20 protein-coding genes and 2 pseudogenes are annotated in these 24,342 nt (G+C 42.7%); 17 read left to right on the top strand and 5 right to left on the bottom strand.

Annotated elements, in window-relative coordinates; translation table 11 throughout:
- Window positions 1–275 precede the first annotated feature (275 nt).
- On the top strand, window positions 276–500 hold the full coding sequence (locus C5471_RS12800) for a hypothetical protein (protein WP_133814370.1): 225 nt from the start codon (window positions 276–278) through the stop codon (window positions 498–500).
- 302 nt (window positions 501–802) lie between these two features.
- On the opposite strand, the gene C5471_RS12795 is transcribed toward C5471_RS12800, so the two are convergent.
- The 3 genes from C5471_RS12795 to greB all read right to left on the bottom strand — a co-directional run bounded on the left by C5471_RS12795 (window position 803) and on the right by greB (window position 2,721).
- Window positions 803–1,660 (bottom strand): 3-oxoacyl-[acyl-carrier-protein] synthase III C-terminal domain-containing protein, encoded by an 858-nt coding sequence (locus tag C5471_RS12795; RefSeq protein ID WP_242688690.1) that lies wholly within the window; start codon window positions 1,658–1,660, stop codon window positions 803–805.
- Window positions 1,661–1,726: 66 nt separating this feature from the next.
- Window positions 1,727–1,852: a hypothetical protein gene (locus C5471_RS24845; RefSeq protein WP_278250157.1), complete on the bottom strand. Its 126-nt coding sequence runs from the start codon at window positions 1,850–1,852 to the stop codon at window positions 1,727–1,729.
- Window positions 1,853–2,247: 395 nt separating this feature from the next.
- Window positions 2,248–2,721 (bottom strand): transcription elongation factor GreB, encoded by a 474-nt coding sequence (gene greB / locus C5471_RS12790; protein ID WP_133814369.1) that lies wholly within the window; start codon window positions 2,719–2,721, stop codon window positions 2,248–2,250.
- Window positions 2,722–2,748: 27 nt separating this feature from the next.
- On the opposite strand from greB, the gene C5471_RS12785 reads away from it, so the two are divergent.
- The 3 genes and pseudogenes from C5471_RS12785 to C5471_RS24375 all read left to right on the top strand — a co-directional run.
- Window positions 2,749–3,078, top strand: coding sequence for a type II toxin-antitoxin system ParD family antitoxin (locus tag C5471_RS12785; protein ID WP_207627324.1), 330 nt, complete (start codon window positions 2,749–2,751; stop codon window positions 3,076–3,078).
- Window positions 3,078–3,191 (top strand): annotated as a pseudogene (locus tag C5471_RS24380) (type II toxin-antitoxin system RelE/ParE family toxin); the annotation flags it as partial. The gene C5471_RS12785 and the pseudogene C5471_RS24380, both read left to right, overlap by 1 nt.
- Before the next feature lie 52 nt (window positions 3,192–3,243).
- A pseudogene (locus C5471_RS24375) lies at window positions 3,244–3,432 on the top strand (IS256 family transposase); the annotation flags it as partial.
- A 114-nt stretch (window positions 3,433–3,546) separates the two neighbouring features.
- On the opposite strand, the gene C5471_RS12770 reads toward C5471_RS24375, so the two are convergent.
- Both C5471_RS12770 and C5471_RS12765 read right to left on the bottom strand, forming a co-directional pair.
- Entirely contained in the window at window positions 3,547–4,707 is a 1,161-nt protein-coding gene (locus C5471_RS12770; RefSeq protein ID WP_133814367.1) for an FAD-dependent monooxygenase, read from the bottom strand.
- Entirely contained in the window at window positions 4,704–11,927 is a 7,224-nt protein-coding gene (locus tag C5471_RS12765; protein WP_133814366.1) for an amino acid adenylation domain-containing protein, read from the bottom strand. Before C5471_RS12765 ends, C5471_RS12770 begins: the two co-directional genes overlap by 4 nt.
- 973 nt (window positions 11,928–12,900) lie before the next feature.
- Here C5471_RS12765 and ompR point away from each other — a divergent pair.
- The 13 genes from ompR to C5471_RS12700 all read left to right on the top strand — a co-directional run bounded on the left by ompR (window position 12,901) and on the right by C5471_RS12700 (window position 24,279).
- Window positions 12,901–13,620, top strand: a complete 720-nt coding sequence (gene ompR / locus C5471_RS12760) for an osmolarity response regulator transcription factor OmpR (protein WP_133814365.1) — start codon at window positions 12,901–12,903, stop codon at window positions 13,618–13,620.
- Window positions 13,617–14,948, top strand: coding sequence for a two-component system sensor histidine kinase EnvZ (envZ, locus tag C5471_RS12755; protein WP_133814364.1), 1,332 nt, complete (start codon window positions 13,617–13,619; stop codon window positions 14,946–14,948). The genes ompR and envZ overlap by 4 nt, the downstream gene beginning before the upstream one ends.
- 211 nt (window positions 14,949–15,159) lie before the next feature.
- Window positions 15,160–16,200, top strand: a complete 1,041-nt coding sequence (gene pstS / locus C5471_RS12750) for a phosphate ABC transporter substrate-binding protein PstS (RefSeq protein WP_133814363.1) — start codon at window positions 15,160–15,162, stop codon at window positions 16,198–16,200.
- A gap of 97 nt (window positions 16,201–16,297) precedes the next feature.
- Window positions 16,298–17,254 carry a phosphate ABC transporter permease PstC gene (pstC, locus tag C5471_RS12745; RefSeq protein ID WP_133814693.1) on the top strand — a complete coding sequence of 319 codons (957 nt, stop codon included), beginning with the start codon at window positions 16,298–16,300 and terminating at the stop codon, window positions 17,252–17,254.
- 1 nt (window position 17,255) lies between these two features.
- Entirely contained in the window at window positions 17,256–18,140 is an 885-nt protein-coding gene (gene pstA / locus C5471_RS12740) for a phosphate ABC transporter permease PstA (protein ID WP_133814362.1), read from the top strand.
- A gap of 32 nt (window positions 18,141–18,172) precedes the next feature.
- Window positions 18,173–18,943 (top strand): phosphate ABC transporter ATP-binding protein PstB, encoded by a 771-nt coding sequence (gene pstB / locus C5471_RS12735; protein ID WP_422630922.1) that lies wholly within the window; start codon window positions 18,173–18,175, stop codon window positions 18,941–18,943.
- Window positions 18,944–18,957: 14 nt separating this feature from the next.
- Window positions 18,958–19,677, top strand: coding sequence for a phosphate signaling complex protein PhoU (gene phoU, locus C5471_RS12730; protein WP_133814360.1), 720 nt, complete (start codon window positions 18,958–18,960; stop codon window positions 19,675–19,677).
- A gap of 153 nt (window positions 19,678–19,830) precedes the next feature.
- Window positions 19,831–20,667, top strand: coding sequence for an ABC transporter substrate-binding protein (locus C5471_RS12725; RefSeq protein ID WP_133814359.1), 837 nt, complete (start codon window positions 19,831–19,833; stop codon window positions 20,665–20,667).
- Between the two features lie 80 nt (window positions 20,668–20,747).
- Entirely contained in the window at window positions 20,748–21,485 is a 738-nt protein-coding gene (locus C5471_RS12720; RefSeq protein ID WP_133814358.1) for an amino acid ABC transporter permease, read from the top strand.
- Between the two features lies 1 nt (window position 21,486).
- Window positions 21,487–22,230, top strand: a complete 744-nt coding sequence (locus tag C5471_RS12715; protein ID WP_133814357.1) for an amino acid ABC transporter permease — start codon at window positions 21,487–21,489, stop codon at window positions 22,228–22,230.
- A 434-nt stretch (window positions 22,231–22,664) separates the two neighbouring features.
- Entirely contained in the window at window positions 22,665–22,793 is a 129-nt protein-coding gene (locus C5471_RS24840; protein WP_278250156.1) for a hypothetical protein, read from the top strand.
- 415 nt (window positions 22,794–23,208) lie between these two features.
- On the top strand, window positions 23,209–23,412 hold the full coding sequence (gene pttA / locus C5471_RS12705; RefSeq protein ID WP_339959283.1) for a phototemtide A NRPS accessory protein PttA: 204 nt from the start codon (window positions 23,209–23,211) through the stop codon (window positions 23,410–23,412).
- A gap of 99 nt (window positions 23,413–23,511) precedes the next feature.
- Entirely contained in the window at window positions 23,512–24,279 is a 768-nt protein-coding gene (locus C5471_RS12700) for an IS30 family transposase (protein ID WP_133814355.1), read from the top strand.
- Window positions 24,280–24,342: the final 63 nt, after the last annotated feature.

The following is a 24,342-nucleotide window of genomic DNA, read 5'->3' as shown; positions in this document are numbered from 1 at the left end:
ATCCCCCACCGCGCGTTGGGTGTTTCTGGCCTTTGAAGGGATCAGCACCTTTGAATTTCAAGAACATAAAATGGTGACAGGAATGCAATCTTACCACCATGAGCTTTTGAGTTTATTAGGTGCACAAATATAAAGCGGTTTATTCCTGAATTAGGTGCGGAATGAAGGGTTTATTTGTTAAGCGCAACGACAATAGATGATAGGAAATGGCGTTATTACGAAGAAAAGGTTGCTCGTGTACTCGCAGATATTATAGATAATTGAGGTTATAGTATATGAGTAACAAAAAAAGAAAAAAAGGGTTATTTAGCGGATTGATTGAAGATTTTTTTTGGTCAAATATTCTTGTGGTTGCTATTACAATATGGGGTATTGTATCCGTAAGTTTCTTTTTTGATTCATGGGATACTGTTTTTTCTATAGGGAGTTTAATTATAACAGTTGTTTATTTTGTATCAGCATACTTGAGTAGCAAAAAAAAAGCTAAGAGATTTTCTTAGCCTTTTTTTATTAATTCAGGCCAGAAGACTTTGCGGTCTTCCGGCTTTATTGATGCTCTATCTAGATGAGTATCCACTCCAGGCCAATGTGGATAGGAGTTTACTTATTGTATCTTTAATCTGACAGATCGGTTTCTTTATCATTAGCAGCGCAGGTGCATATCTCAGCTTTAGCCCATTGTGATAATATTAATGTTTCAATATATATCAAACTGGGATAGTAATATCAATTCGCTTTGGTGATATATTTTTGATTGTATGTACCCTGCTACCTGCCTTGATTGACTCAATAAAATTGTGTACTAAAATTTGAACGACATTGCAGCAAAAACCATTCCACCGCTTCCCGCCCATCCCATACAGAACTGCTCTTTCTCCAGCAGACCTTGGTGAACAGCATCAATGATTCCAAAAGGAATAGATGCAGTAACAATGTTACCTGTTTTATGTCCAACATGATGCATCTTGTTCTCAACATCGATTGACTGTCCAAATTCGTGCCACATTTTTGGTGAACCAGTGTGAATAAAGATTTTGTGAATATCATTGTTGGAAACTTGGTGCTTATTAAATACCCCTATTGTTCCTTCCCGGCCATATTCATGTAGTAGCGCTGCGTATGAATTAAACCGACATTGTCCCCCAAGAGGTGAAATGCGTTCAACATCAGAATCGTTACAAAACAGTTCCCAATTAGGTAAGGAAATGGTAGATAGATCGCCTAAATCTGGTCTGTTGATATAAGAAAATTTGAAGTTATCGGGTGATTCATGACTCAGTATGGTGACAGTTGTTGCTTCACCTATCGTAAAACTTGGAAATTTATAAGCCAGCTCTGATGAAGAATGCAAAGAAAAGTTCTGTGGGAAGATAGGTCCACCATCGGACATACCAAACTCCATATTAACAATAGCAGCATGGCGTATTTCACCTGCTTTCATTTTACTATTGATAATATCCATTGCTGTCACCCAGCCGTTACAGGCGTCTATGACATCGTAATTTCTGCAATTGAGTCCCAGCGCTTTTGAAATAAAAGTACTATTGGCCGGCTCAGTGAAGCCACGAGTGACACTGGGGTAGATCAACAGATCGATTTCTGCTTTGTTTATATTAGCTTGTGCTAAAGCGCGATCGAATGTTGCTTCCATGAGTTGCATGGGCTTTTCACCCTCTGCCAGCCAATATCGGGTTTCTATGCCACTTTTATTGAGTAATTTTCCTATTTATTTTAATGTCTTAGGTAAATCCCCCTGAAAGGTTTCTTTTGAATGTTGCTCAACTAAATTAACAATTTCCTCATTTGTAACAAGCCGTGATGGAAGTGATCCTGCTATGCCTGCTGTTTTCATTTAACGCATCCTCTAGATAAATATCCTGAAAATTCTGTTTTTCTAGTATTTTAGTAAAAAAATGAAATTTAATTTCTACTCTGTACAGCACAGAGTTATATTTGAAATAATTAGAAATTATATTTCCACGAAATATAAACAAGTGGGTTACATATTGGTAAAATTTATTGTGACTCTAATCTTTCTCCATTGAAATAATTGATCGCTTATATTTCTAACATAAGTCCTGTTCAAATCAAGGGGTAAACATTATTTTTTATTTCTTTATATTTCAGTTGTGTAAACTTTAAAATACATCCGGTATTTGTGATTTTATTTTTTATTTATATGCGTGAATATTATCAAATCTAAATAGAGTTGAAGTTTAATTGTCTCATGTTGAAACAGTATATAGGCTATTTCATATATTCAATCTCATTTACGTACCATAAGATTTTTCCTATTGGTGTGTGAACGGTTGCACTGTCTCCGACCTCTTTTTTCAATAAAGCCCGGGCCATTGGAGAATCAATTGATATGTAGTCTTTGCGACCAAAAATCTCATCGTAGCCAACAATACGGAAACGTTTAATCTCCCCTTGATCATTTTCGATTTCTACCCATGCACCGAAGAATACACGCCCATCTTGTTGAGGGGAGTAATCGACACACCGTAATTCTTCCAGACTCTTGGTCAGGTATCTGACTCTTCGATCAATCTCCCGTAGTCTCTTCTTGTTATATTGATAATCTGCATTTTCGCTCCTGTCTCCGAGACTTGCCGCCCAAGTGACTTTTTTAGTAACTTCCGGGCGTTCTTCACGCCATAGATAATCTAATTCTTCCTTTAATTTGTTGTAACCTTCGCGGGTTATAAGCTTAGTCTTCATTTTATATTGTAGATATAGTGAGTTGTATTGATAAATATCATTATAAGTAATTATGGCAACTCTTATAAGTGGGCTTTAAGAGTTTTAACTCTCTATGCGTTCAGGTTATTAAGTGTTGCTTTAAGTCCTCACTTCGGGGGGGTTATTCGTGAGCACATCAACAACCGACGAACAATGTCAGTGAAGTTCCGGGCTGGGTTACGCATGTTGGCAGAGCATGAACAGGCGCAGAAGCTGGCAGAGCTATGTGCAGCGGTGAGTGCTGGCATTGAAAGTGGAGAAGGTCTGCCAGCAGGTGAAATGTTTGGAGAGTTAAAACATAAATATCAGCGAATAAACACAAGCGGACAGGAATAATGAGGTTAAACATATCGCCACTGGCGGCGCAGGATATCGAGGAGATAGGCGATTATATCGCACAGGATAACCCGGTTAAGGTAGTCACCTTTATTCAGCAATGTTGCCAGATAAGCGAAGCGCCGCAGATTTACCGGCAACGCAAGGAATTGGGCGAAAGCATAAGAAGCTGTACACCGTCAGTTCAGGAAACTGACAAAAACCAAAGGAGCGTTCCCGAATGAAATCTGATGAAACTGCTTTATCTGGGGCTTCTCAATGCACAGGAAAAATGGACAATGCCAGAATCTCACGTTGTCGCAACGCTATATTTACTTTGAAGGGCGTTTAGATAATGTGTTACGGCTAAATTAACGTGACATATTATCTAAACGCCCTCCTCGATGATCTGATAGGCATCTCAATGGTAGTCTGAACCGGTATGAACTGGATTCGGTGACAGAGATTGAAGTGCCATTTTATAATGTCTCAACTATCCATGGTAAATATCAGGGAACTTTTGAGATTCTGTTTTAATGCGGACTCAGGTGCCAAGCGCAAAGCCAGATTTCGTTTCAGTCGAGGGAAAAAACGATCCTCCTGCTCAATATCACTCATCGATCTTGAGGCATTGACCATCGTTTCCGTTCTTGGAATACGTGTTTTTTCATAAAGACGCAATGCAGCTATAGGATCAGCTTTCTGCATGATAGCGTGAGCCAGAACAGCTGCATCCTCCATTGCCATTCCGGCACCTTGCCCTAAGCTGGCCAGCATCGGGTGTGCGGCATCACCTAATAATGTGATGCGGTCTTTTCCCCAATGTGGAGAAAAAGGACGATCCTGAGCGGGAACGGCGATAATGTCTGTCGAAGGCGTTTTTAAGATGATATCTGAGACAATATTTGGCCAGCCCTGGTAGAAATCGGCAACGTCTTGGTTGGAGCCTTGCCATGTTCGAGCTTGTTTGTCTTTCATATTGGCCGTTCCCCACCAATAGACTTCTCCCCCACCAATGTCAATTAAACCAATCCGTTTACCGGCTCCCCAATAATGCACGATATAACCTGGCGTAATTTGCGGGTGCCGGTAACGAGTGATAGCCAGCCAGCAAATATAATCAGCAGGGCGGGTAGGTTCCGAGCCATGAATTAGATTCCGTACGGTAGAGTAAATGCCATCGGCACCGATGAGTATGTCTCCCTGGGCTTCACGGTCATCAGCAAACTTTACAAACACACCAGTGGCAAATTGATTAACTGCAACCACCTTAGCAGACGTTTTGATTTCAATATCAGGTAACTGTTGCAATAGTGCCTGTTGTAATGCCTTACGTGAGATACATACGCTGGCAGCGCCATTTTCTGCGGAAACCTCTGTCAGAGGTAGTCGCCTTAATAAACGATCACCAGCGGTACGTATTTCAAAGGTTTTGACGGGAGCACCGAAGTGCTCCAAATTAAGATTGATACCCAAGGTGCCAAGCGCAGCTAAAGCATTAGACATCACGGATAACCCAGAACCACTGGTTCTCAGCTCTGGTGCTTGTTCGTAGATCTCGACGGTGCAACCGATGTGTTGCAGAGCGACTGCGGTTGTCAATCCACCAATCCCTGCACCTATAATAATGACTTTCAATGGTTTGTTCATTTTATGCTCTTAATTGATGTTGTGGTTAGAGAGGAGGAGATACACATTTCATTCAAAATTACTTTTGCTACCTCGGCAACGTAGGGCTCTTCCATTATTTCCAGATGATCGCCAGGGACATCTATGACATTTAACTTACCTGTAGTCTTATTGCCCCAACCATTTTTGGGATCACGATATTCACTGCGAACAGCGTCATGCATCGAACGTAATACGTTTGGTAAAGGCCGGGTCGCATGCAACAATGTCATATCAACATCGGCAATATTATGCGTTGAATAATCCGCCGCAGCCTGCCAGTTAGTCTTGTAGACTTCAAACAGTCGCTGCACCACAGCTCTTGAACTCGCTTGTGGAATGGCTCCGGTAACGATGGCGTGTTCAGTGATATATTCAAAACGTTCTTGCAAGGTAGTTATGTGTTTAGGAACAATCTGTTCAGGTAAACTCGCTCCTTGGTTAAGCCATAGCAGTTCCCAGAAGAACCAATTCAGCAAGGCGTCATCATCTGTTTTCCACCGTGATTGTGCATTCAGTGTCATTGTATCTAGCACAAAGAGGTCAGCTATTTTCTCGCCTAACTCTTTCAGTTGCCGGGCCATTTCAAAAGCGACAAAGCCACCATATGACCAGCCGCCCAGTGAATAAGGCCCTTGTGGCTGTATTTGCCGGATAGTTTGAATATAGTTAGCTGCCTGTTGCTGTACCGTGGCGAGAGGTGTTGATCCCGCGTCAACACCATGAGCCTGCAATGCATAAAATGGCTGGTCAGCCGGCAAGTGTTTCACTAAACGCAGATAAGACAGAACGTTACCGCCCATGGGATGGACAAAGAATAGCGGGCGGCGTTTACCGGTGGTACGCATCGGCACCAGTGGGCTAAAGTGCGCTTGTGCATCACTGTGGCGAACCCGCAGCGCCAACTGAGCAATTGTTGGATCACTGACAAATACCGATAGCGGAATATTGACGCCAAAATGTTTTTCAACCAGCACCACCAAACGCATGGCTGTCAGAGAGGTTCCTCCCATATCAAACAGATTCTGATGTACAGAAATCGATGGGATCTTTAATAAATCGGCGGCCAGTTCGCATAATGTACGTTCATAGCTATCGTTAGGTTTCCCATCATGACTGTCGGTATGGTGCCGGGTGATAACGGTTTGGCTTAATTGACGGTCATCCCTTTTGCCACTCGGTGTTTTAGGCAGGGAATCCAACCATTCGATATGGCTGGGGATCATATATTGCGGCAGAGTGGCAAGCAGATGCTCAGATACCTTATCAACTATATTGTCACTCTTTTCTCCCACCAGAAATGCCACCAGGAAACGGTCATTGGTGTTATGTTGCTGAATAACAACAGCGATGTCTTTGATGAATTGATCTGTACCTGGTGTACTGGCAATAGCGAGTTCCACTTCTGCCAGCTCGACCCGGTAACCACGTACTTTAACTTGGGAGTCTTTGCGTCCCAGGCACAATATCACGCCATTATTCAATTTGATGCCCAGATCGCCGGTACGATACCATTTCCCCGGAGAGTTTGTGAGTGTGATAAAACGTTCAGCGCTCAGTTCCGGTTGATTGTAATATCCCAAGGCTAATAAGGGGCCACTGACATAAATCTCACCACGTACTCCAGGAAAAACTTCCTGTAGTTTATCATCCAGGATCAATACGTTAGCATTGTTAATCGCGGTTCCGATAGGCGGCAATGCCGGGAAGGTTTCAGTATTGCCGCTCATGGTAAATGAGGTAATAACGTGTGTTTCCGTTGGTCCGTACTGGTTTTCAAGGAGCCCATCTTCGAGTTTGCCAATGAACTTCCTGATTTCATCCGTAACGCGTAACTGCTCTCCTGATGAAATCACCACTTTTAGCTTTTCAGGGTAAATATTCAATGTATCCGCTGTTTCTGCCAATTGTTGCAAGGCAACATAGGGCAGATAAATGCGCTCGATTTGGCGCTGATGAAGCAATCGGAGCAGGTTAGCCGGATCTTTGCGCTGCTCATCGCTGATAAGATGTAATGTTCCGCCTGAAGCTAATGTGGAGAAAATTTCCTGGAACGAAACATCAAAACTCAGTGGTGCATATTGCAGTGTCGATGATGCCCGGATTCCACTGGCGGTTGAATTTTGCCATTTCACTAAATTAGCCAAACTTCGATGCGGCATGGCAACGCCTTTTGGTATACCGGTAGAGCCGGAAGTGAAGAGTAAATAGGCTATTTGCTCAGGATCAATAGTAACGGCCGTAGGTTGGATTAATGAGTCTGGTCCTTGAAGCAGTTCATTCACATCAATTAATGGCGTGGCGGGAGGTTGGGGGCTGGCGGGCTGCGGTGCTCTATTGGTAATAATGAGCAATGGTTTTACCTGCCCAATCATTGCTTCAATGCGTTGGGCTGGATAACTTAAATCCAGCGGCAAACAGATCCCTCCTGCACGTAATACACCGATCAAGGTTGCAATCAATTCCGGGGAACGCTTCAGAGCAATTCCTATTGGCGTTTCTGCGCGAACGCCCCGTTTTACTAAAGCATCAGCGATCAGTGCCGATTTATGCCAAAGTTCATCAAATCGCCATTTTTCATTGCCATATTTCAGCGCGATTGCCGACTTATGCTGGCTAACAGCCCAGTTGATCTCATCAATAACCGATGTGAAAGTTGAAGAGGGGGTAATAGCATGAGTGGATATTTTGGGTATGGTGCTAAGTGAGGCTTTTTCGTCACTCCGGCTGACAATATTTCTGAGAATGGTTAAGTAGGCATCAATAAACATATCAGCCTGAACCGATGAGAACACCGTACCATCAAAGTCACAGCGTAATACGTTACGGCCGGTAGCAAAATCCGTCATAACGTTAACCAGAATTTCAAAATTGGTTTCTTCCCAGGGAATGAATGAAATTAAACGCAAATCGGGAGAATTAAAGACTGCTGCTAACGCATGGAAATAGACATAGTTAAAAGCGGTGCTAATTTTTGCTCCATCACCCGCAGCTTGCTGGATAGCATTCAGAGGGTATTTTCTATGTGGCGAATGACGTTGTTCTGTGATAAAGACGTCATTGACACACTCTATCCAGGTTTTACCTGTTGCTGAAAAACGAACTGGTAATGTATTAAGGAATAACCCCAATAAATATTCTGAATTCTGTACCTCAGGCCGGCTATGAGTGATTAAGCCCGTTGCAATTTCATCCTGTTCAGCAAATAAGGCAATTGTGGCGCAATGTGCAGCGAAAAATACGGATTTAGTTGATACACGTTGTTGTTGTACCCAGTCTTTTAGCCGTTCTTCTATATCATCAGGTATTGATACTGATTTCGATATTAAAACTTCATCAGATGGAACACCATAGAGTCTATAGCCTGTGACCTGTGTTCGGGATAATCCGGAAAGTTCATTCTGCCAATAGATTTTGTCCTCTACAGATGTCAACGATAGTAGCTCATTCTGCACAGATAATGCGGGTGACGGCAGACGGATATCAGTAATACCCTTTCCCTCATTATCAATGTAGTGATGCAGTAATTCGCGTATTAAGTTAGCTACACTGTTGCCATCCAGGATTGCATGGTGAAAACTCAGAATCAGTTCAAGCGCTTCTGCTGTTTTAAATAATCTGATGTTAAATAGTGGTGCCTGATCGAAGAGATAATGATGGTGCGTCTGCTGATGCATATATTGGATAATTTGATATTCAGCACGGATAATATCAATTTCACTGAGATCAGTAATTGTAACGGCTGAATCAATATCGATAGATTCATTCACGATTTGCAGGGGTTCTTTAAAGTCAGCCAGATTAAAGTGTGAACGTAGGGCTGGGTGCCTTTGAATTAATACCACTGCACTTTTCCTGAAGTGATTGGGTTCCCACTTGGCTTGAAGGGTATAGCGGAAAACATCTTTGTACTTTGCTGAATCATTGGCCTGCTGGCTATGATAGATCAAACCCAATTGCAGCTGTGTCGCCGGATAAGCATCTGCAAAACCAGATAACCTAGCCTTTTCTGCTTCATCAATCAGGGCAAATGGCAACAGATCCAACGTGTCTGTGATAGGTTGTGAGAGTTCAACCTGTTGGCTCAACGCAGAAATTGTCAGATATTGCGTCAACTGTGACAGAGTGACTTTGATGCCAGCTTTTTCAGCTTCGGAACGGATTTTCAGCATCAGGATTGAATCACCACCGATAGCGTAGAAACTATCCTTGATACCAATATTGCTGATGTTCAGAACGCTTTGCCATATTTTAACTAGGGTTTTCTCAAGTTCGGTCGAGGGCCTATGTGCCGTTGCAAGAACTTTATCCTGCGTTATCTGACTCAGCGCATTGCGATCCGCCTTACCATTCGGTGTCAGGGGTATAAAGGGTACAGCAATAAATTTTGCGGGTACCATAAATTCAGGTAAGGAGTCTAACAGGCGGTCACGTAGCGTATCAGCGGTATAATTTTTACTGGCGACATAATAGGCGCAGAGATAAGTGCCACATTGTTCATGATGTTCAGGCAGGACTTCTGCACGAGTAATGCCCGATATTCTCTCCAGCGTATTCTGGATTTCGCCCAGTTCGATCCTGTTTCCACGGATCTTCACCTGATTGTCAATACGTCCAAGATATTCGATACTACCATCAGGCAACCATCTGGTCAGGTCCCCAGTGCGGTACCAACGCTCTGTTGTTAAACCGGATATGTCACGGATAAACTTCTCATCAGTTAATTCAGGCTTGTTAAGATATCCACGTGCCAGGCCCACGCCACCAATTTGTAATTCCCCTGCTACACCAATCGGCTGCCGGGTGTTGTGAAGTGACATAATACGCAGTGCGGTATTATTGATAGGATAACCAATTGGCACCCGGGTAATCTCGTCCGTCGAACTGGTCGGGATCTCATAATAGGAGACATCGACTGTTGCTTCGGTTGGCCCGTACAGATTAACTAATAACGGCATGTCTTTGCCAAACTGCGTAAATATCCTCTTAAATTGATTTACCCGAGCGGGGGATAATGCTTCGCCACTGGTGAAAATTCTGCGCAAACTGCTAATTTGAGTTATCAGCTCAGGTTGCGTTTCTAGTGTATTAAGGAAAGGAAACAGCATCGAAGGAACAAAGTGCACGGTCGTAACATCATGTTCTTTAATCGCTTTAATGATCTCTAAAGGATCTTTTTGTGCCCCGGGTGGCAGTAAAGCGACAGAGGCACCAGTGATTGACCACCAGAATAGTTCCCATATGGAAACGTCAAACGAGATGGGTGTTTTTTGCAAAATAACATCGGTTTCATTTAACGGATATTTTTCCTGCATCCATTCCAGCCGATTAACAACTGATCTGTGTTCAATCATCACACCTTTCGGCCACCCGGTGGAACCTGAGGTATAAATGATATAAGCCAATGAATTGGGGTCAGAACGGTTAAGTAACGGTAATGTTACGGTATCAGATGCATCCTGGCTGTTTAACACTTGATAGTGTTCAGCAAATGTTCCATTTATTGAGCGTTCTGTCAGAATGACGGAAACACCACTGTCTTGCAGAATATACTCTATTCTTTCCGCAGGATAAGAAATATCAATGGGTAGGTAAGTTGCCCCCACTTTCAGAGTGGCAAAAATGGCAGCCAGCATTTCCTCGCTACGTTCCATCATAACGGCAACAACATCCCCGGATTGCACTCCATGCCCGACCAGCATGGACGCGATACTATCGGTATGAGCCTGTAATTGTTGATAGTTCCAGGATTGTGGCGCGTGTTTTGCCGATTTAATGGCAATTGCCTCAGGATATAAAGCAGCCTGTTTTTCAAATAAGGTAGAAATGGTTTCTCTATCAGAGAACGCGATGTTTGGCCCTTGTTCAAAGGCTTGCAGTTGCTGCGCCTTCTCTGCCGGAAAAATATCAATATGTGAAATCCCACTGTCCGGTGCTGTGATGATTTGTAAAATTATTTGGGAAAGTGATGCGGTAAACTGTTCAAATGAATAGTCAGTATTGAAAACATCAGCGGCACCCCGGAAATTGATAACGACATCATTATTGTCACCATTAGTAATCATATGAATGGCTAAAACATCTGTTTCATGACCATTGGCGTAAGCATTTGCATGGTGTTCAATCTTTTCGAACTCAGGAATCTTCTGTAATTGAAGATAGGAAATTGTAACATCAAATAGCAGGCGGGAAATATTACTGGCCCTATTGTGTGTTTTTATCAGTTGGCTCAGAGGAACATGTTCATACCGTTTCAGAAATTTAATTTTTTGCTTAATTTGCTGGCTTAATACCCGCAAACTCATCGCGGAGTCAACGGTCACGGAAATTGGCAGCGTATTGGCCCATTCACCAATGATATTGATATTACTTTCCTGACGGTTAAATAGCGGGATACCGATAGTGATATGAGAATTGTTGTGTATCCGTGATAATAAAACAGCAAGTGCTGTGGTCATAACTAAAAGAGGGGACATTCCAGTAGCTAATGCACTTTCAACCTGAAAACGGGTTAATGTCATCTGCTGTTTTATAAATTGGGTATTTTCGGTTGACTTCTGACGGGTAAATAAAACGGGCTCAACCCCTTCGATAGTTTTCGCCAGCGCAGAAACTTCATTCACCGTGGAAGGGTGTTTTAGATGTTCTAACGATTGGGTAATAGCCGCTAAATACTCTTTTTGCGTGTTGAAGGCATATTCTGGGGTTGGTTCTGAACTTTGATATTGCTGGAGGATTTTTGTGCTGAGTAAATTCATCCCCCAGCCATCGCAAACGATATGATGAGTACGTAACAAAAGGGCAACATAATTAGCCTGGTTCGGGGTAACAATGGCGACTTCGAACAGCGGAACACCGGTTAAACTAAAGACTTTAGCTGGCCATGCCGCAATAAAGTCTTCACCCGTTTGAGATTGTGATTGTAAATATTCGCTGTTGATTATCTCGACTTTAACCTCAGCCATACAATGATTGATACGCTGGGTTAATAACTCATTTTCTTCTAAAATTTGTATTTTGCCGATGATTTCCTGATTAAGAACATTATTCGCCGCCATAACGAGCTTATCAAGATTAATATCCCCGGAAAGGTACCGTATCTGTGCCAAAGTGTATTGAGCGCTTTGTGGGTTGCGCTGATTTTCAAAAAAGATATCTTGTTGATATGGAGTAAGAGATATTACTTTTTGTAATTGTTTCATATCGTAACCCTTGAAGACGAAAAGGAACACGCTATGTCATTGCGATTATGCCGACTTTTCATTGCCGAGCAAAAAATGACATAACAAGTTGATTTATAGTAAAAATAATCATGTTTTTGATTCTAATTGTGTGATCCCTGTATTATTTTTCATATTTATTGATAATAGACATAATTTATCATCCGTAACATAAAGTATAAATTATATTTATATTTTTTAACCACTAAAGAGTAAAGTTTTCGCTGCGAAAATTGTGAGTTAATAAATCCTTCCCATTTTGCAAGGTTAGCGTATGAGTTACATTTGGGGACAAGAGCATCGTCGTTCCTTTAGCCGTTGCCTGCAAAAAAGTGAGTTGCCATTCAGTTGTCTGAGTTAATTTATTTGTACCAGCGTTGAAAAATTGTATTGGTTACATGACAGAAAATGTGACGCACTTCCTACTTTACTGATAATGAAAAACAGGCCAGAGGGTTCAATCGGAGAAAAAGCGAACTAAATTGTTTATTATGGTAAGAAAAGATTAAGAGAAACCTATCCGGGTAGTTTTTGTCCAAACATTGGGATGTATTGAAAATGGTCGATCTAGATCCTTGTCAGGAAGGAAAGACTTATGCTGGCGCATGGATCTGATGGGAAGATGATATGAAGCGGAAAGCATTGTTCGTTTAGCCTATCTGATGCATTTGATGCAGTTAGCTGGTGGATTTCGGTTAATTCGCCGGTAGCCAAGAGATTGATGAGTAAATCAGCTAGTGACGAAATTATCGTAAAAAGTCAATTAATAACAGTATGTTATGGAATTTTACAGTCAGAGGCTTACCATTGAATTAACATTTAAATTAATAACGTATGAAAATAAGTCCTGTAAGAAATTATCTTAAAATATATATATCTGGTTTCTATCTTTGGTTTAATCTTCTTCATAATGATAAATTTAGCAAAGCATGTAGTATTTATTTGGAGTTCAATAATGCAAGAAGGTAACAAAATCCTTGTGGTGGATGATGACATGCGTTTACGAACGTTATTAGAGCGTTATCTGACAGAACAAGGTTTTCAGGTACGTAGTGCTGCTAATGCGGAGCAGATGGACCGCTTATTGACACGGGAATCCGTTAGCTTAATTGTATTGGATTTAATGTTACCTGGAGAAGATGGGCTTTCTGTTTGCCAAAGACTGAGAAAACAAAATAATCCGGTGCCGATTATTATGGTGACGGCAAGAGGGGAAGAAGTAGACCGCATTGTTGGGTTGGAGATTGGCGCTGATGATTATATTCCTAAGCCATTTAATCCTCGTGAATTATTGGCACGTATCCGGGCGGTATTGCGTCGTCAGGCAAATAAATTACTGGGCATACCCGCTGAGGATGATGCAATTATTAATTTTGGTAAGTTCAGTCTTAATCTGAGTACTCGGGAAATGTTTCAGGGAGATGAACATATAGTACTGACCAGTGGTGAGTTTGCCATATTAAAAGTGCTGGTTTCTTATCCTGGCGTACCGTTGTCCCGTAATAAGCTGATGGGTTTAGCCCTCGGCCGGGAATACAGCACGATGAAGCGATCTATTGATGTTTTGGTTTCACGTCTGCGCCGTGTAATTGAAGAAGATCCTGCACACCCGCGCTATATCCAGACCATCTGGGGGCTGGGTTATGTCTTTGTGCCTGATGGGAGCCGTGTATGAAGCGATTGCGATTTTCCCCTCGCAGCACTTTTACCCGTACTTTATTCCTGGTCATGGCTATGCTGTTTATCAGTCTGGTAACCAGTTACCTGGTCGTTGTGAATTTCGTTATCATGCCAAGCTTGCAGCAGTTCAATAAAGTATTAGCGTATGAAGTTCGTACTTTAATGGCTGAAAGATTGAAGCTGGAGGACGGATCTTTGCTGGTGAGCTCACCGGTAGTGCGCCAGGAGATTTATCAAGAGTTGGGTATTACGCTGTATTCTGAGCCTGACGCGGAAGTACAAGGTTTACGCTGGGCCAGGCATTATGATTTCCTGAGTGAGAAGATGAGTCAATACCTTGGTGGCAAAGCTGATCTGCGTCTGGAGATAAACAAAGAGAGCCCTATACTTTGGCTTAATTCTTATTTGGCCCCCGATATTTGGGTCAGGGTTCCTCTGACTGAGATCGAGCAAAATCAATTCTCACCCATTTTCCGTTATACATTGGCAATTTTATTACTGACATTTGGCTGTATCTGGCTTTATATCCGTTTTCAGAACCGGCCCTTGCTGGAAATGGAGTATGCTGCCAGACAGACAGGTAAAGGTATTATGATGCCTACGGTGCGGGAAGCGGGGTCGCTGGAAGTTCGCGCTTCTATTCGTGCATTTAACCAAATGTCCGCAGGAATAAAGTTATTGGAAAGTGATCGGACAATATTAATTGCCGGGGTAAGTCATGATTTGCGCACTCCACTGACACGTATCCGCTTGGCTACAGAAATGATGAGCAAGGAAGATGCTTATTTGTCTGAATCTATCAATAAAGATATTGAAGAATGTAATGCCATTATTGCGCAATTTATTGATTATCTCCGTACCGGGCAGGAAATGCCAATGGAATTCTGTGAGCTTAATTCTATTCTCAAAGAGGTTATTTCTGCGGAGAATGGCTATGAGCAGGATATTGAAAATAATCTGTCTCTTCCCCCAATAACCGTTAACGCGAACCCGATTTCCATTAAACGGGCATTGGCTAATATGCTGGTCAATGCCAATCGTTATGGTAATGGCTGGATTAAAGTCAGTAGCGGTCAGACTCATGAATTTGCCTGGTTTCAGGTGGAGGACGATGGCGCAGGAATTAAGCCTGAAGATTTGCCGCAGTTATTTCAGCCATTTGTTCGGGGCGAAAGAGCGCGCAGCAACAGTGGAACGGGGTTAGGTTTGGCTATTGTTCAGCGGATTATTGATGCTCATGACGGGAAAATTGAAATTGGCACCAGCCCAAGAGGGGGATTATCTATTCGTGCCTGTATTCCTGTTGTGGAAGATAATTTTTAATGGCCTGATGATAATCTCCGGCTTTAATTTCAAGGCCTGTGGAAATGACAGTTTTATGTCAGCATCAGGCTGAGTTTGCATTGTGCTGTCATAAAAATGTCATAATTAAGACATTTTGCTGTAACTAAATTGACCTATTTTCCCTTCTACACCTTTTTTAATCTGACGAACACATTTCTTTGTTGATTCTCAAATCCCATTAGGAGGGGTTATGAAACTAATGCGTATCACCGTAGCCGGCATAATGGCAGCGACATTTTCTTTGACAACCCTGTCTGTATTCGCTGCTTCCAGCTTGACGGGGGCAGGTGCGACATTTCCCGCCCCGGTGTATGCCAAGTGGGCAGATTCTTATCAAAAAGAGACCGGTAATAAAGTCAATTATCAAGGCATCGGTTCTTCCGGTGGCGTAAAACAAATTCTGGCAAATACCGTTGATTTCGGTGCTTCCGATGCGCCCTTATCCGATGAAAAATTAGCGGCTGATGGCTTGTTTCAATTCCCGACGGTCATCGGTGGAGTCGTACTGGCGGTGAATATTCCTGGAATTAAATCTGGTGAATTAACACTGGATGGTAAAACGTTGGGTGATATTTATTTAGGTAAAGTGAAAAAGTGGAATGATCCGGCGATTACTAAATTAAATCCGGGGGTAAAACTGCCAGAGCAGGATATTGCGGTGGTACGTCGTGCGGATGGCTCCGGCACCTCTTTTGTGTTTACCCGTTATCTCTCTAAAGTGAATAGCGAGTGGAAAGTAAAAGTCGGTGCAGGTTCCACGGTAAGTTGGCCTGTTGGGTTAGGTGGTAAAGGCAATGATGGCATTGCCGCATTCGTTCAGCGCCTGACGGGTTCCATTGGTTATGTTGAATATGCCTATGCTAAACAGAATCATTTGGCTTATACCAAACTGGTCTCTGCTGATGGCAATGTTGTCAGCCCGACAGAAGAGAGTTTCAGCGCCGCAGCGAAGAACGCGGAATGGCACAAAACGTTTGCTCAGGATTTGACTCACCAACAAGGTGAAAACGCGTGGCCGATTACTTCCACCACCTTTATTCTGGTTCACAAACAGCAAAAAGACGCCGCCAAGGGTGCCGAAATACTGAAATTCTTTGACTGGGCTTACGAGAAAGGCAGTAAACAAGCGAATGATCTGGATTATGCAACCCTGCCAAAAGAAGTGGTTGAGCAAGTTCGTGCGGCCTGGAAAACCCATGTGAAGGATAGCAGCGGCAAGGTTCTGTACTAAATCGTGTTGATGGCAACGGTTTGAAGTATCGATTAAATTTGTAGTTTTGATTTCTCCCCCGTTTAAGGGGGAGTTAAACCGGATGAGAATAAGCTCTATGGCCGAACAGAAAACGGCAATAAAAGCACCCAGTAAAAACGGCGATATTATTTTCAGTGCACTGGTTCGGCTAGCTGCGCTGATGACTTTGTTTTTGCTGGGAGGCATCATTATCTCGTTGATTATCGCCTCCTGGCCCAGTATCCAGCAGTTCGGCATCTCTTTCCTCTGGCATAAAGAGTGGGATGCCCCGGCAGAACAATTTGGTGCATTGGTGCCTATTTACGGTACGTTGGTCACTTCGTTGATTGCTTTGATCATTGCGGTGCCTGTCAGTTTCGGGATTGCACTGTTTCTGACGGAACTGGCACCTAACTGGTTGAAACGCCCGCTTGGGGTCGCAATTGAGTTGCTGGCTGCAATTCCAAGTATTGTTTATGGTATGTGGGGGTTATTTGTTTTTTCACCTCTGTTTGCCACCTATTTTCAGCAGCCGGTCGGCAATGTCCTTTCCGGTATGCCAATTGTGGGTGAACTGTTCTCCGGTCCGGCCTTTGGTATCGGTATTCTGGCGGCTGGTGTCATTCTCGCTATCATGATTATCCCTTATATCGCCTCGGTTATGCGTGATGTGTTCGAACAAACACCGGTCATGATGAAAGAATCCGCTTATGGTATCGGTTGTACTACCTGGGAAGTTATCTGGCATATTGTATTGCCTTACACCCGCAATGGCGTGATTGGTGGTGTCATGCTGGGCCTTGGCCGTGCGCTGGGGGAGACAATGGCAGTGACTTTTATCATCGGTAATACTTACCAGCTCGACAGTTTTTCACTGTTCATGCCGGGCAACAGTATTACTTCTGCGCTGGCAAACGAATTCGCTGAAGCTGAATCTGGCTTACATACCTCAGCATTGATGGAGCTTGGCCTGGTTCTGTTTGTGATCACCTTTATTGTGCTGGCGTTGTCAAAATTAATGATCATGCGTCTGGCGAAGAATGAGGGGCGTTGATATGGCAACAATGGATGGGCAAAAGCCTATTGATGCAAATGCACGCAGCCGTAAGCAGGCATGGCGTCGTCAGAAAAACCGCCTCGCTCTGCTGTTATCAATGGCAACCATGTTGTTTGGTCTGTTCTGGCTGGTGTGGATTTTGTTCTCCACAGTCACCAAAGGCCTTGATGGTATGTCGCTGGCGTTGTTCACAGAAATGACACCGCCACCGAATACGGAAGGTGGTGGCTTGGCAAATGCCATTGTTGGTAGTGGGTTGTTGATTTTATGGGCGACGATTATCGGTACTCCGTTGGGGATCATGGCGGGTATCTATCTGGCCGAGTATGGCCGCCGTTCATGGTTGGCAGAGATGATCCGCTTTATCAACGATATCTTGCTGTCAGCGCCTTCTATTGTCGTTGGCTTGTTTGTTTACACTGTCGTTGTAACGAAAATGCAGCACTTTTCCGGTTGGGCAGGAGTGATCGCCTTAGCGTTGTTGCAAGTGCCGATTGTCATCAGAACCACTGAAAACATGTTGAAACTGGTTCCTGATAGCTTACGTGAAGCAGCCTATGCCTTGGGAACGCCTAAATGGAAGATGATTTCGGCCATCACGCTGAAAGCCTCAGTATCCGGCATTATCACCGGTGTATTGCTGGCAATTGCCCGAATTGCCGGGGAAACAGCGCCGCTGCTGTTCACCTCTCTCTCAAATCAGTTCTGGAGTACTGATTTGGGTCAGCCAATTGCCAACTTACCGGTCACTATTTTTAAATTTGCGATGAGTCCATTCTCTGAATGGCAGCAACTGGCGTGGGCTGGCGTATTATTGATAACCCTGTGTGTATTGCTGATTAACATTGTAGCGCGTGTGCTGTTTGCCAAGAAAAAGCACTGACTGATATTTTCAACAGAGAGAAGTAAATGAACATGGCTAATGATATCGCTGGCAGTAAAATTCAGGTACGTGATCTGAACTTTTATTACGGCAAATTTCACGCGCTGAAAAACATTACGTTGAATATTGCAAAGAATAAAGTAACGGCTTTTATCGGTCCGTCTGGCTGTGGTAAGTCTACGCTGTTACGGACTTTCAATAAAATGTATGAATTGTATGGTGAGCAGCGGGCAGAGGGAGAAATCTTGCTGGATGGCAATAATATCCTGACGGACAAACAGGATGTGGCGTTGCTGCGTGCCAAAGTGGGAATGGTATTCCAGAAACCGACCCCATTTCCGATGTCTATTTATGACAATATTGCTTTTGGTGTCCGTCTGTTTGAGAAACTCTCAAGAGCAGAAATGGATGAACGTGTTCAGTGGGCTTTGACCAAAGCCGCATTGTGGAATGAAACCAGGGATAAATTGCATCAGAGCGGATACAGTCTGTCTGGTGGTCAGCAGCAGCGTTTATGTATTGCTCGCGGAATTGCGATCCGTCCGGACGTTCTATTATTGGATGAGCCTTGCTCCGCACTTGACCCGATTTCTACCGGTCGTATTGAGGAGCTGATCAGCGAATTGAAATCTGAATATACTGTGGTGATTGTGACCCACAATATGCAGCAGGCCGCGCGTTGCTCAGATCATACTGCGTTTATGTACCTTGGTGAATTGATTGAATTCAGTGACACAGACACATTGTTTACCACACCAAGAATGAAACAAACTGAAGACTATATTACCGGTCGTTATGGTTGATTACGGGGCGTAACATGGACAATCTGAATCTCAATAAACATATTTCTGGTCAGTTTAATGCTGAACTGGAGCATATCCGTACTGAACTGATGGTGATGGGCGGGCTGGTGGAGGAACAGCTCTCCAAAGCGATTACCTCAATGCATAATCAGGATGCGGAACTGGCGCATGAAGTGATTGAGGACGATCATAAAGTCAATATGATGGAAGTCGCTATTGATGAAGCATGTGTTCGCATTATTGCCAAGCGCCAGCCGACGGCCAGTGATCTGCGGCTGATTATGTCAATCTCGAAGATCATTGCTGAACTGGAAAGAATCGGAGATGTGGCAAAGAAAATTTGCCAGACGGCACTTGAGAAATTTTCACATCAGCATCAGCCACTGTTGGTGAGTTTGGAATCGCTTGGCCGCCATACCATTCAGATGCTGCATGATGTTTTAGATGCTTTTGCCCGCATGGATCTGGAAGAAGCTATTCGTATCTATCACGAAGATAAAAAGGTGGATAAAGAGTATGAAGGCATTGTCCGCCAACTAATGACTTATATGATGGAAGATCCCAGAACCATTCCAAGTGTGCTGACGGCCTTGCTCTGTGCGCGTTCTATTGAACGAATTGGCGATCGTTGTCAAAACATCTGTGAATTCATTTTCTACTATGTCAAAGGACAGGATTTTCGGCATGTCGGTGGTGATGAATTGGAAAAATTGCTGACTAAAGATAACAAGTAACTCGCTGACAATGCTGGCATTTTTTGCCAGCATTGTGTTACCTTATAATTCTTAATAGTTATAAATATAGTTTTTTATATTATTTCCTGCACTATAGTGAAATTGATAGCTTGTGGCGATTAATAAACATTTAATTACCGTCAGGAGTTTTCAATGAAATCCCTCGTTCTTGTCACGGCGTTGCTGGCTGGGCTAGCACTGGTTACTGGTGTTGCGAAGGCCGATAAACTGGATGATATTAAAAAAGCCGGCACAGTGCGGATCGCTGTTTTTGACAGTAATCCCCCGTTTGGTTTTATTGACCCGCAAACTAAAAAACTGGCGGGTTATGATGTAGATATCGCAAACGCGATTGCAAATGACCTTGGTGTTAAACTGGAACTGCGTCCGACTAACCCGGCAAACCGTTTACCCCTGTTGGCATCAAAGAAAATTGATCTGATTGCCGCCAACTTTACGGTAACGGATGAGCGTGCTAAACAAGTTGATTTTTCAATCCCTTATTTTGCCACTGGGCAAAAATTTATTGCCCGTAAAGGCGTTCTGAAATCTCCGGATGACATTAAAAACTTACGTATCGGTGCTGATAAGGGAACAGTACAGGAAATCACTCTGCGTGAGCATTATCCGACAGCAAAAGTCATCTCTTATGACGATACGCCTCTGGCATTTGCTGCGCTGCGTAACGGCAATGTACAAGCAATCACTCAGGATGACGCTAAACTGGTTGGTCTGTTGGCTAACGTACCGGCAGCACAAAAAGCGGAGTTTGAGATCTCTCCTTTCAGCATCACCCGTGAATATCAGGCTGTGGCTGCGGTAAAAGGGCAAGAACGCTTGGTTGAAGCGGTGAACCAAACGCTGCTGAAACTGGAAAAAGAGGGTGAAGCAGAGAAAATTTATAACCGTTGGTTTGGCCCGGAGACCAAGTCGTCTCAGCCGCGAGGTGACTTTAAGTTTGCGCCTTTGGAGCAGCAAGCCAAGTCCTGATGAGTGACAAACCTTGGTAATCAGCCCCGCGCCTTGTGTTGCGGGGTTTTATCATTGGTAATGTTTGGTAATCGTAAGATATGTTTGAGTTATTTGTTACAGAACACTTGCTTGCTCCCCAATACCTGGCGTGGCTTTGGCAGGGTTTCCTGATTACGCTATGGATATCTGCTTGTACCGTTGTGGCTTCCACATTGCTGGGTTTTGTTCTGGCTGCTGCCCGTGACAGCCAACTAAAAATTCTCCGTTGGCCGGTAACGGCTTACACCACCTTGTTTCGCAATACGCCTCTGCTGGTGCAACTGTTTTTCTGGTACTTTGCATCAGGGCAAATATTGCCGCAAGAGGTGATGTTCTGGCTGAATACACCTCATGAAATCAATCTGTTAGGCCTATCATTGGCATGGCCTTCATTTGAATTTCTGGCTGGATTTATCGGTTTGACCCTCTATTCGGCCCCATTTGTTGCGGAAGAATTACGGGCAGGTATCCAGGGCGTAGGGCGTGGGCAGAAATATGCGGCTCATGCATTGGGGCTGACCGGCTGGCAGGCAATGCGTTATGTCGTACTGCCGCAGGCGTTGAAGATAGCAATGCCGCCATTATTGGGGCAGTACATGAATATTGTGAAAAACTCGTCGCTGACAATGGCAATTGGTGTAGCTGAACTGTCATATGCTTCCCGTCAGGTGGAGACTGAAACACTGAGAACATTTGAAGCATTTGGTGTTGCGACGGTGTTGTATATTGCCACGATTGCGGTCATGGAAGGTTGGGGACAATGGCGTCAACAACAAGCTATAGCAAGAGGACATTAAAATGGATTTTTCAGTCATTACAGAAAACTGGCGCTACCTACTGTTAGGGACCTTCCCTGATGGCCCCCTTGAAGGGGCGGCGTTGACATTGGTCATCAGCCTGATGGCTGGTGTGATTTCTATTGTATTGGGTACGGTTGCAGGTGTTGCTTTGGCAATGCTGAAAGGCTTCTGGGTTAACCTGTTAGCCGCAGTATTGGGCTTTTTCCGTGCAATTCCAGTCATTATGCTGATTTTTTGGACTTACTTCCTGTTGCCTGTGATGCTTGGCATGGAAATTCCTGAAATTACTACAGTGGTTTGTGCTCTGGCGTTGATCACCTCTGCTTATCTGGCTCATGGGGTGAAAGCGGGAATTATTGCGATTGGTGCGGGCCAGTGGCAGGCCGGGTTATCATTAGGTTTCAACCGTTGGCAGGTACTTTGGTACATTGTTTTGCCACAGGCATTACGCATGATGGTGCCTTCCTTTATTAATCAGTGGATTGCTCTGATAAAAGACACTTCTCTGGCCTATATTGTTGGCGTGGCAGAGCTGTCATTCCTGGCAACTCAAGTGAATAACCGCAGTATGGTGTATCCGACAGAAGTCTTTTTATTTGTCGCATTGATTTATTTTGTGATGTGTCTGACGCTGGAATTGACAGCAAACTATATTGTTCGCCGTTTCTCTCTGCAACGTAGGAAAATGTCTATTTTCCGTTTTTGGCGGAAGGAAAAATTAATTTTGGCTCCCCAATATTAACTCTTTCTTTATTTAATGATTTGTATTTACCGCATAATCTCCCTATTCTAATTATAGGGAGATTTTTAATGTTAATTTACTTTGTCTGATTTTATATTATTGAAATATATTTTCACTCTGAGACGTAAACAATAATGAAATTATTAAGACAAATAAATAACCTTATGAAAACAAGAAAGATTTGTTGAAATAACAGAATAATAATCTTTTTTGATAATATGGCGATGATTAACTTATAAAATAATATAATAAATTCGGAATATTATTATTAATTATTATATTTACGTCCTTCTGGATTTACAGAAATATTCGATATTTTAGTTGATTGTTATCGATCATGATTAAGGCGAGAGCATAAAATATATGGTCACCCCCGTTTTTGCAACCATGATTTTGATTAATAGTGGGTTTGCTTAAATCTATCCGGCGTCTCTATGGGCAAGGATGCCCACATCTCAATGAGTCCTGCACCTGACGAACCTAAAAAAGTGTGGGACACTTTACCGATTGGCGATAAAATAACCGATGCAACACGTCTGTCATCAAATCCCTATTTTGTTTAGCCGGTAATGCAATGGAGTTAATAGGGCGCTCATTATTTATTGCAAACGCGAACGGCCGTATTAAACGGTGAGCTAGAGGCACAATTTGAGTGTTGGTATCCGGGAGTAAAATTGGGAGAAGAAACAAAAAACCATCTAACCGCAGCGATTACAGCATAGAATAATACCCTACGTTTTTTATGCTCTCCTTAATCCAATTAATCATAAAAGATAAAATTAATCACTAGATTATATGATAAGAATAATATGTTATTCAATATTTGCCTTTGAAGTGAGTGTGTTATTTCATTGTGTATTTCAACTTTCTTAAAATATAAAATAATCATAAATGTGGCTTTTGTCACGAAATAAATATTTTTTATTGACTTGTCAAAGTTAATACATAATATTTTTTAAATCATGAACCAAACTGAGGATTTATGTTTTGAGCAATCCATTTGAAAATCAATCTCTTGATTTCTTTGTATTAATAAATGATGAAGATCAACACTCATTATGGCCTGTATTCATCGCAGTACCTGCTGGTTGGCAAGTTATCTACGGACCAGAAAAACGTGAGAATTGTTTGGGTTTTGTAGAGAGTAACTGGAAAGATATGAGGCTAAAAAGTTTGCAGTGAAATAAATTAGAAAAGGCGGATTCGACTAATAAGTGCAATTTCTCAGAAGGGCGGTCAGTTACTATAATAGGCATCTTTCCTGCCACAGGAAAATGCACTATGACCTATAAACAACTGACCGAAGCAGAAAGATACCCGATTTTCAGTTTTAAAAAAGCGGGTTTTTCACAACGTTTCATTGCTCAATCACTCAATCGAAGCCCATCAACCAGTAGTGGAGAGTTGAAAAAAAATCAGAAAGTAAAAAAATATTGTCCGAAACAGGCTTATCTTCAGGGTTTTTTTCGCCGTCATTTTGCAAAGAAAGTCACAAAAGTGACCAAAGAAATAAAAAAATGGATAAAGCGGCTAATTTGCCAAGATTTAAGTCCTGAACAGGTGGTTGATTATCTAAGGAAGTATGAAGGGACATCCTTGCATCATGAGACCATTTATAGATTGATTTATAAAGATCAAATGGACAGAGGTGACTTATGGCAATATCTCAGAATTGCCAGTAAACAGTATCGTAAACGGTATGGCTGTTATGAAAGAGGGGAAAAAATTAAAAACAAAGTCAGTATTAATGAACGCCCAGAAATCGTTGATAAAAAAGCACGAATTGGGGATTGGGAAGGTGATACGATAATAGGAAAAGATAAAAAAAGTGTATTATCAACGCTGGTTGAACGTAAGACACTCTATATAATCATTATCAAACTGAACAGAAAACAAGCATCAGAAGTAGCTGAAGACACAATGACGGCTTTATACCTGTTAAAACAAATGGCTAAAACAATGAAGTTTGATAACGGTTTAGAATTAAATAATCGTCCCCGAAAGACTCATGGTGACAAAAACCCAAATGGACTATTTAAAGGGATATGAACTTGTTTACTCGTAGCTTAATTATGTTGCGCTTACTATGCGAAACCACCAAACAAAAACATT

This window comes from Photorhabdus tasmaniensis, from assembly GCF_011189505.1.
Classification (GTDB): domain Bacteria; phylum Pseudomonadota; class Gammaproteobacteria; order Enterobacterales; family Enterobacteriaceae; genus Photorhabdus; species Photorhabdus tasmaniensis.
The sequence above is the reverse complement of the archived record's forward strand: the minus strand, read 5'-3'. Positions and strand labels throughout refer to the sequence as shown.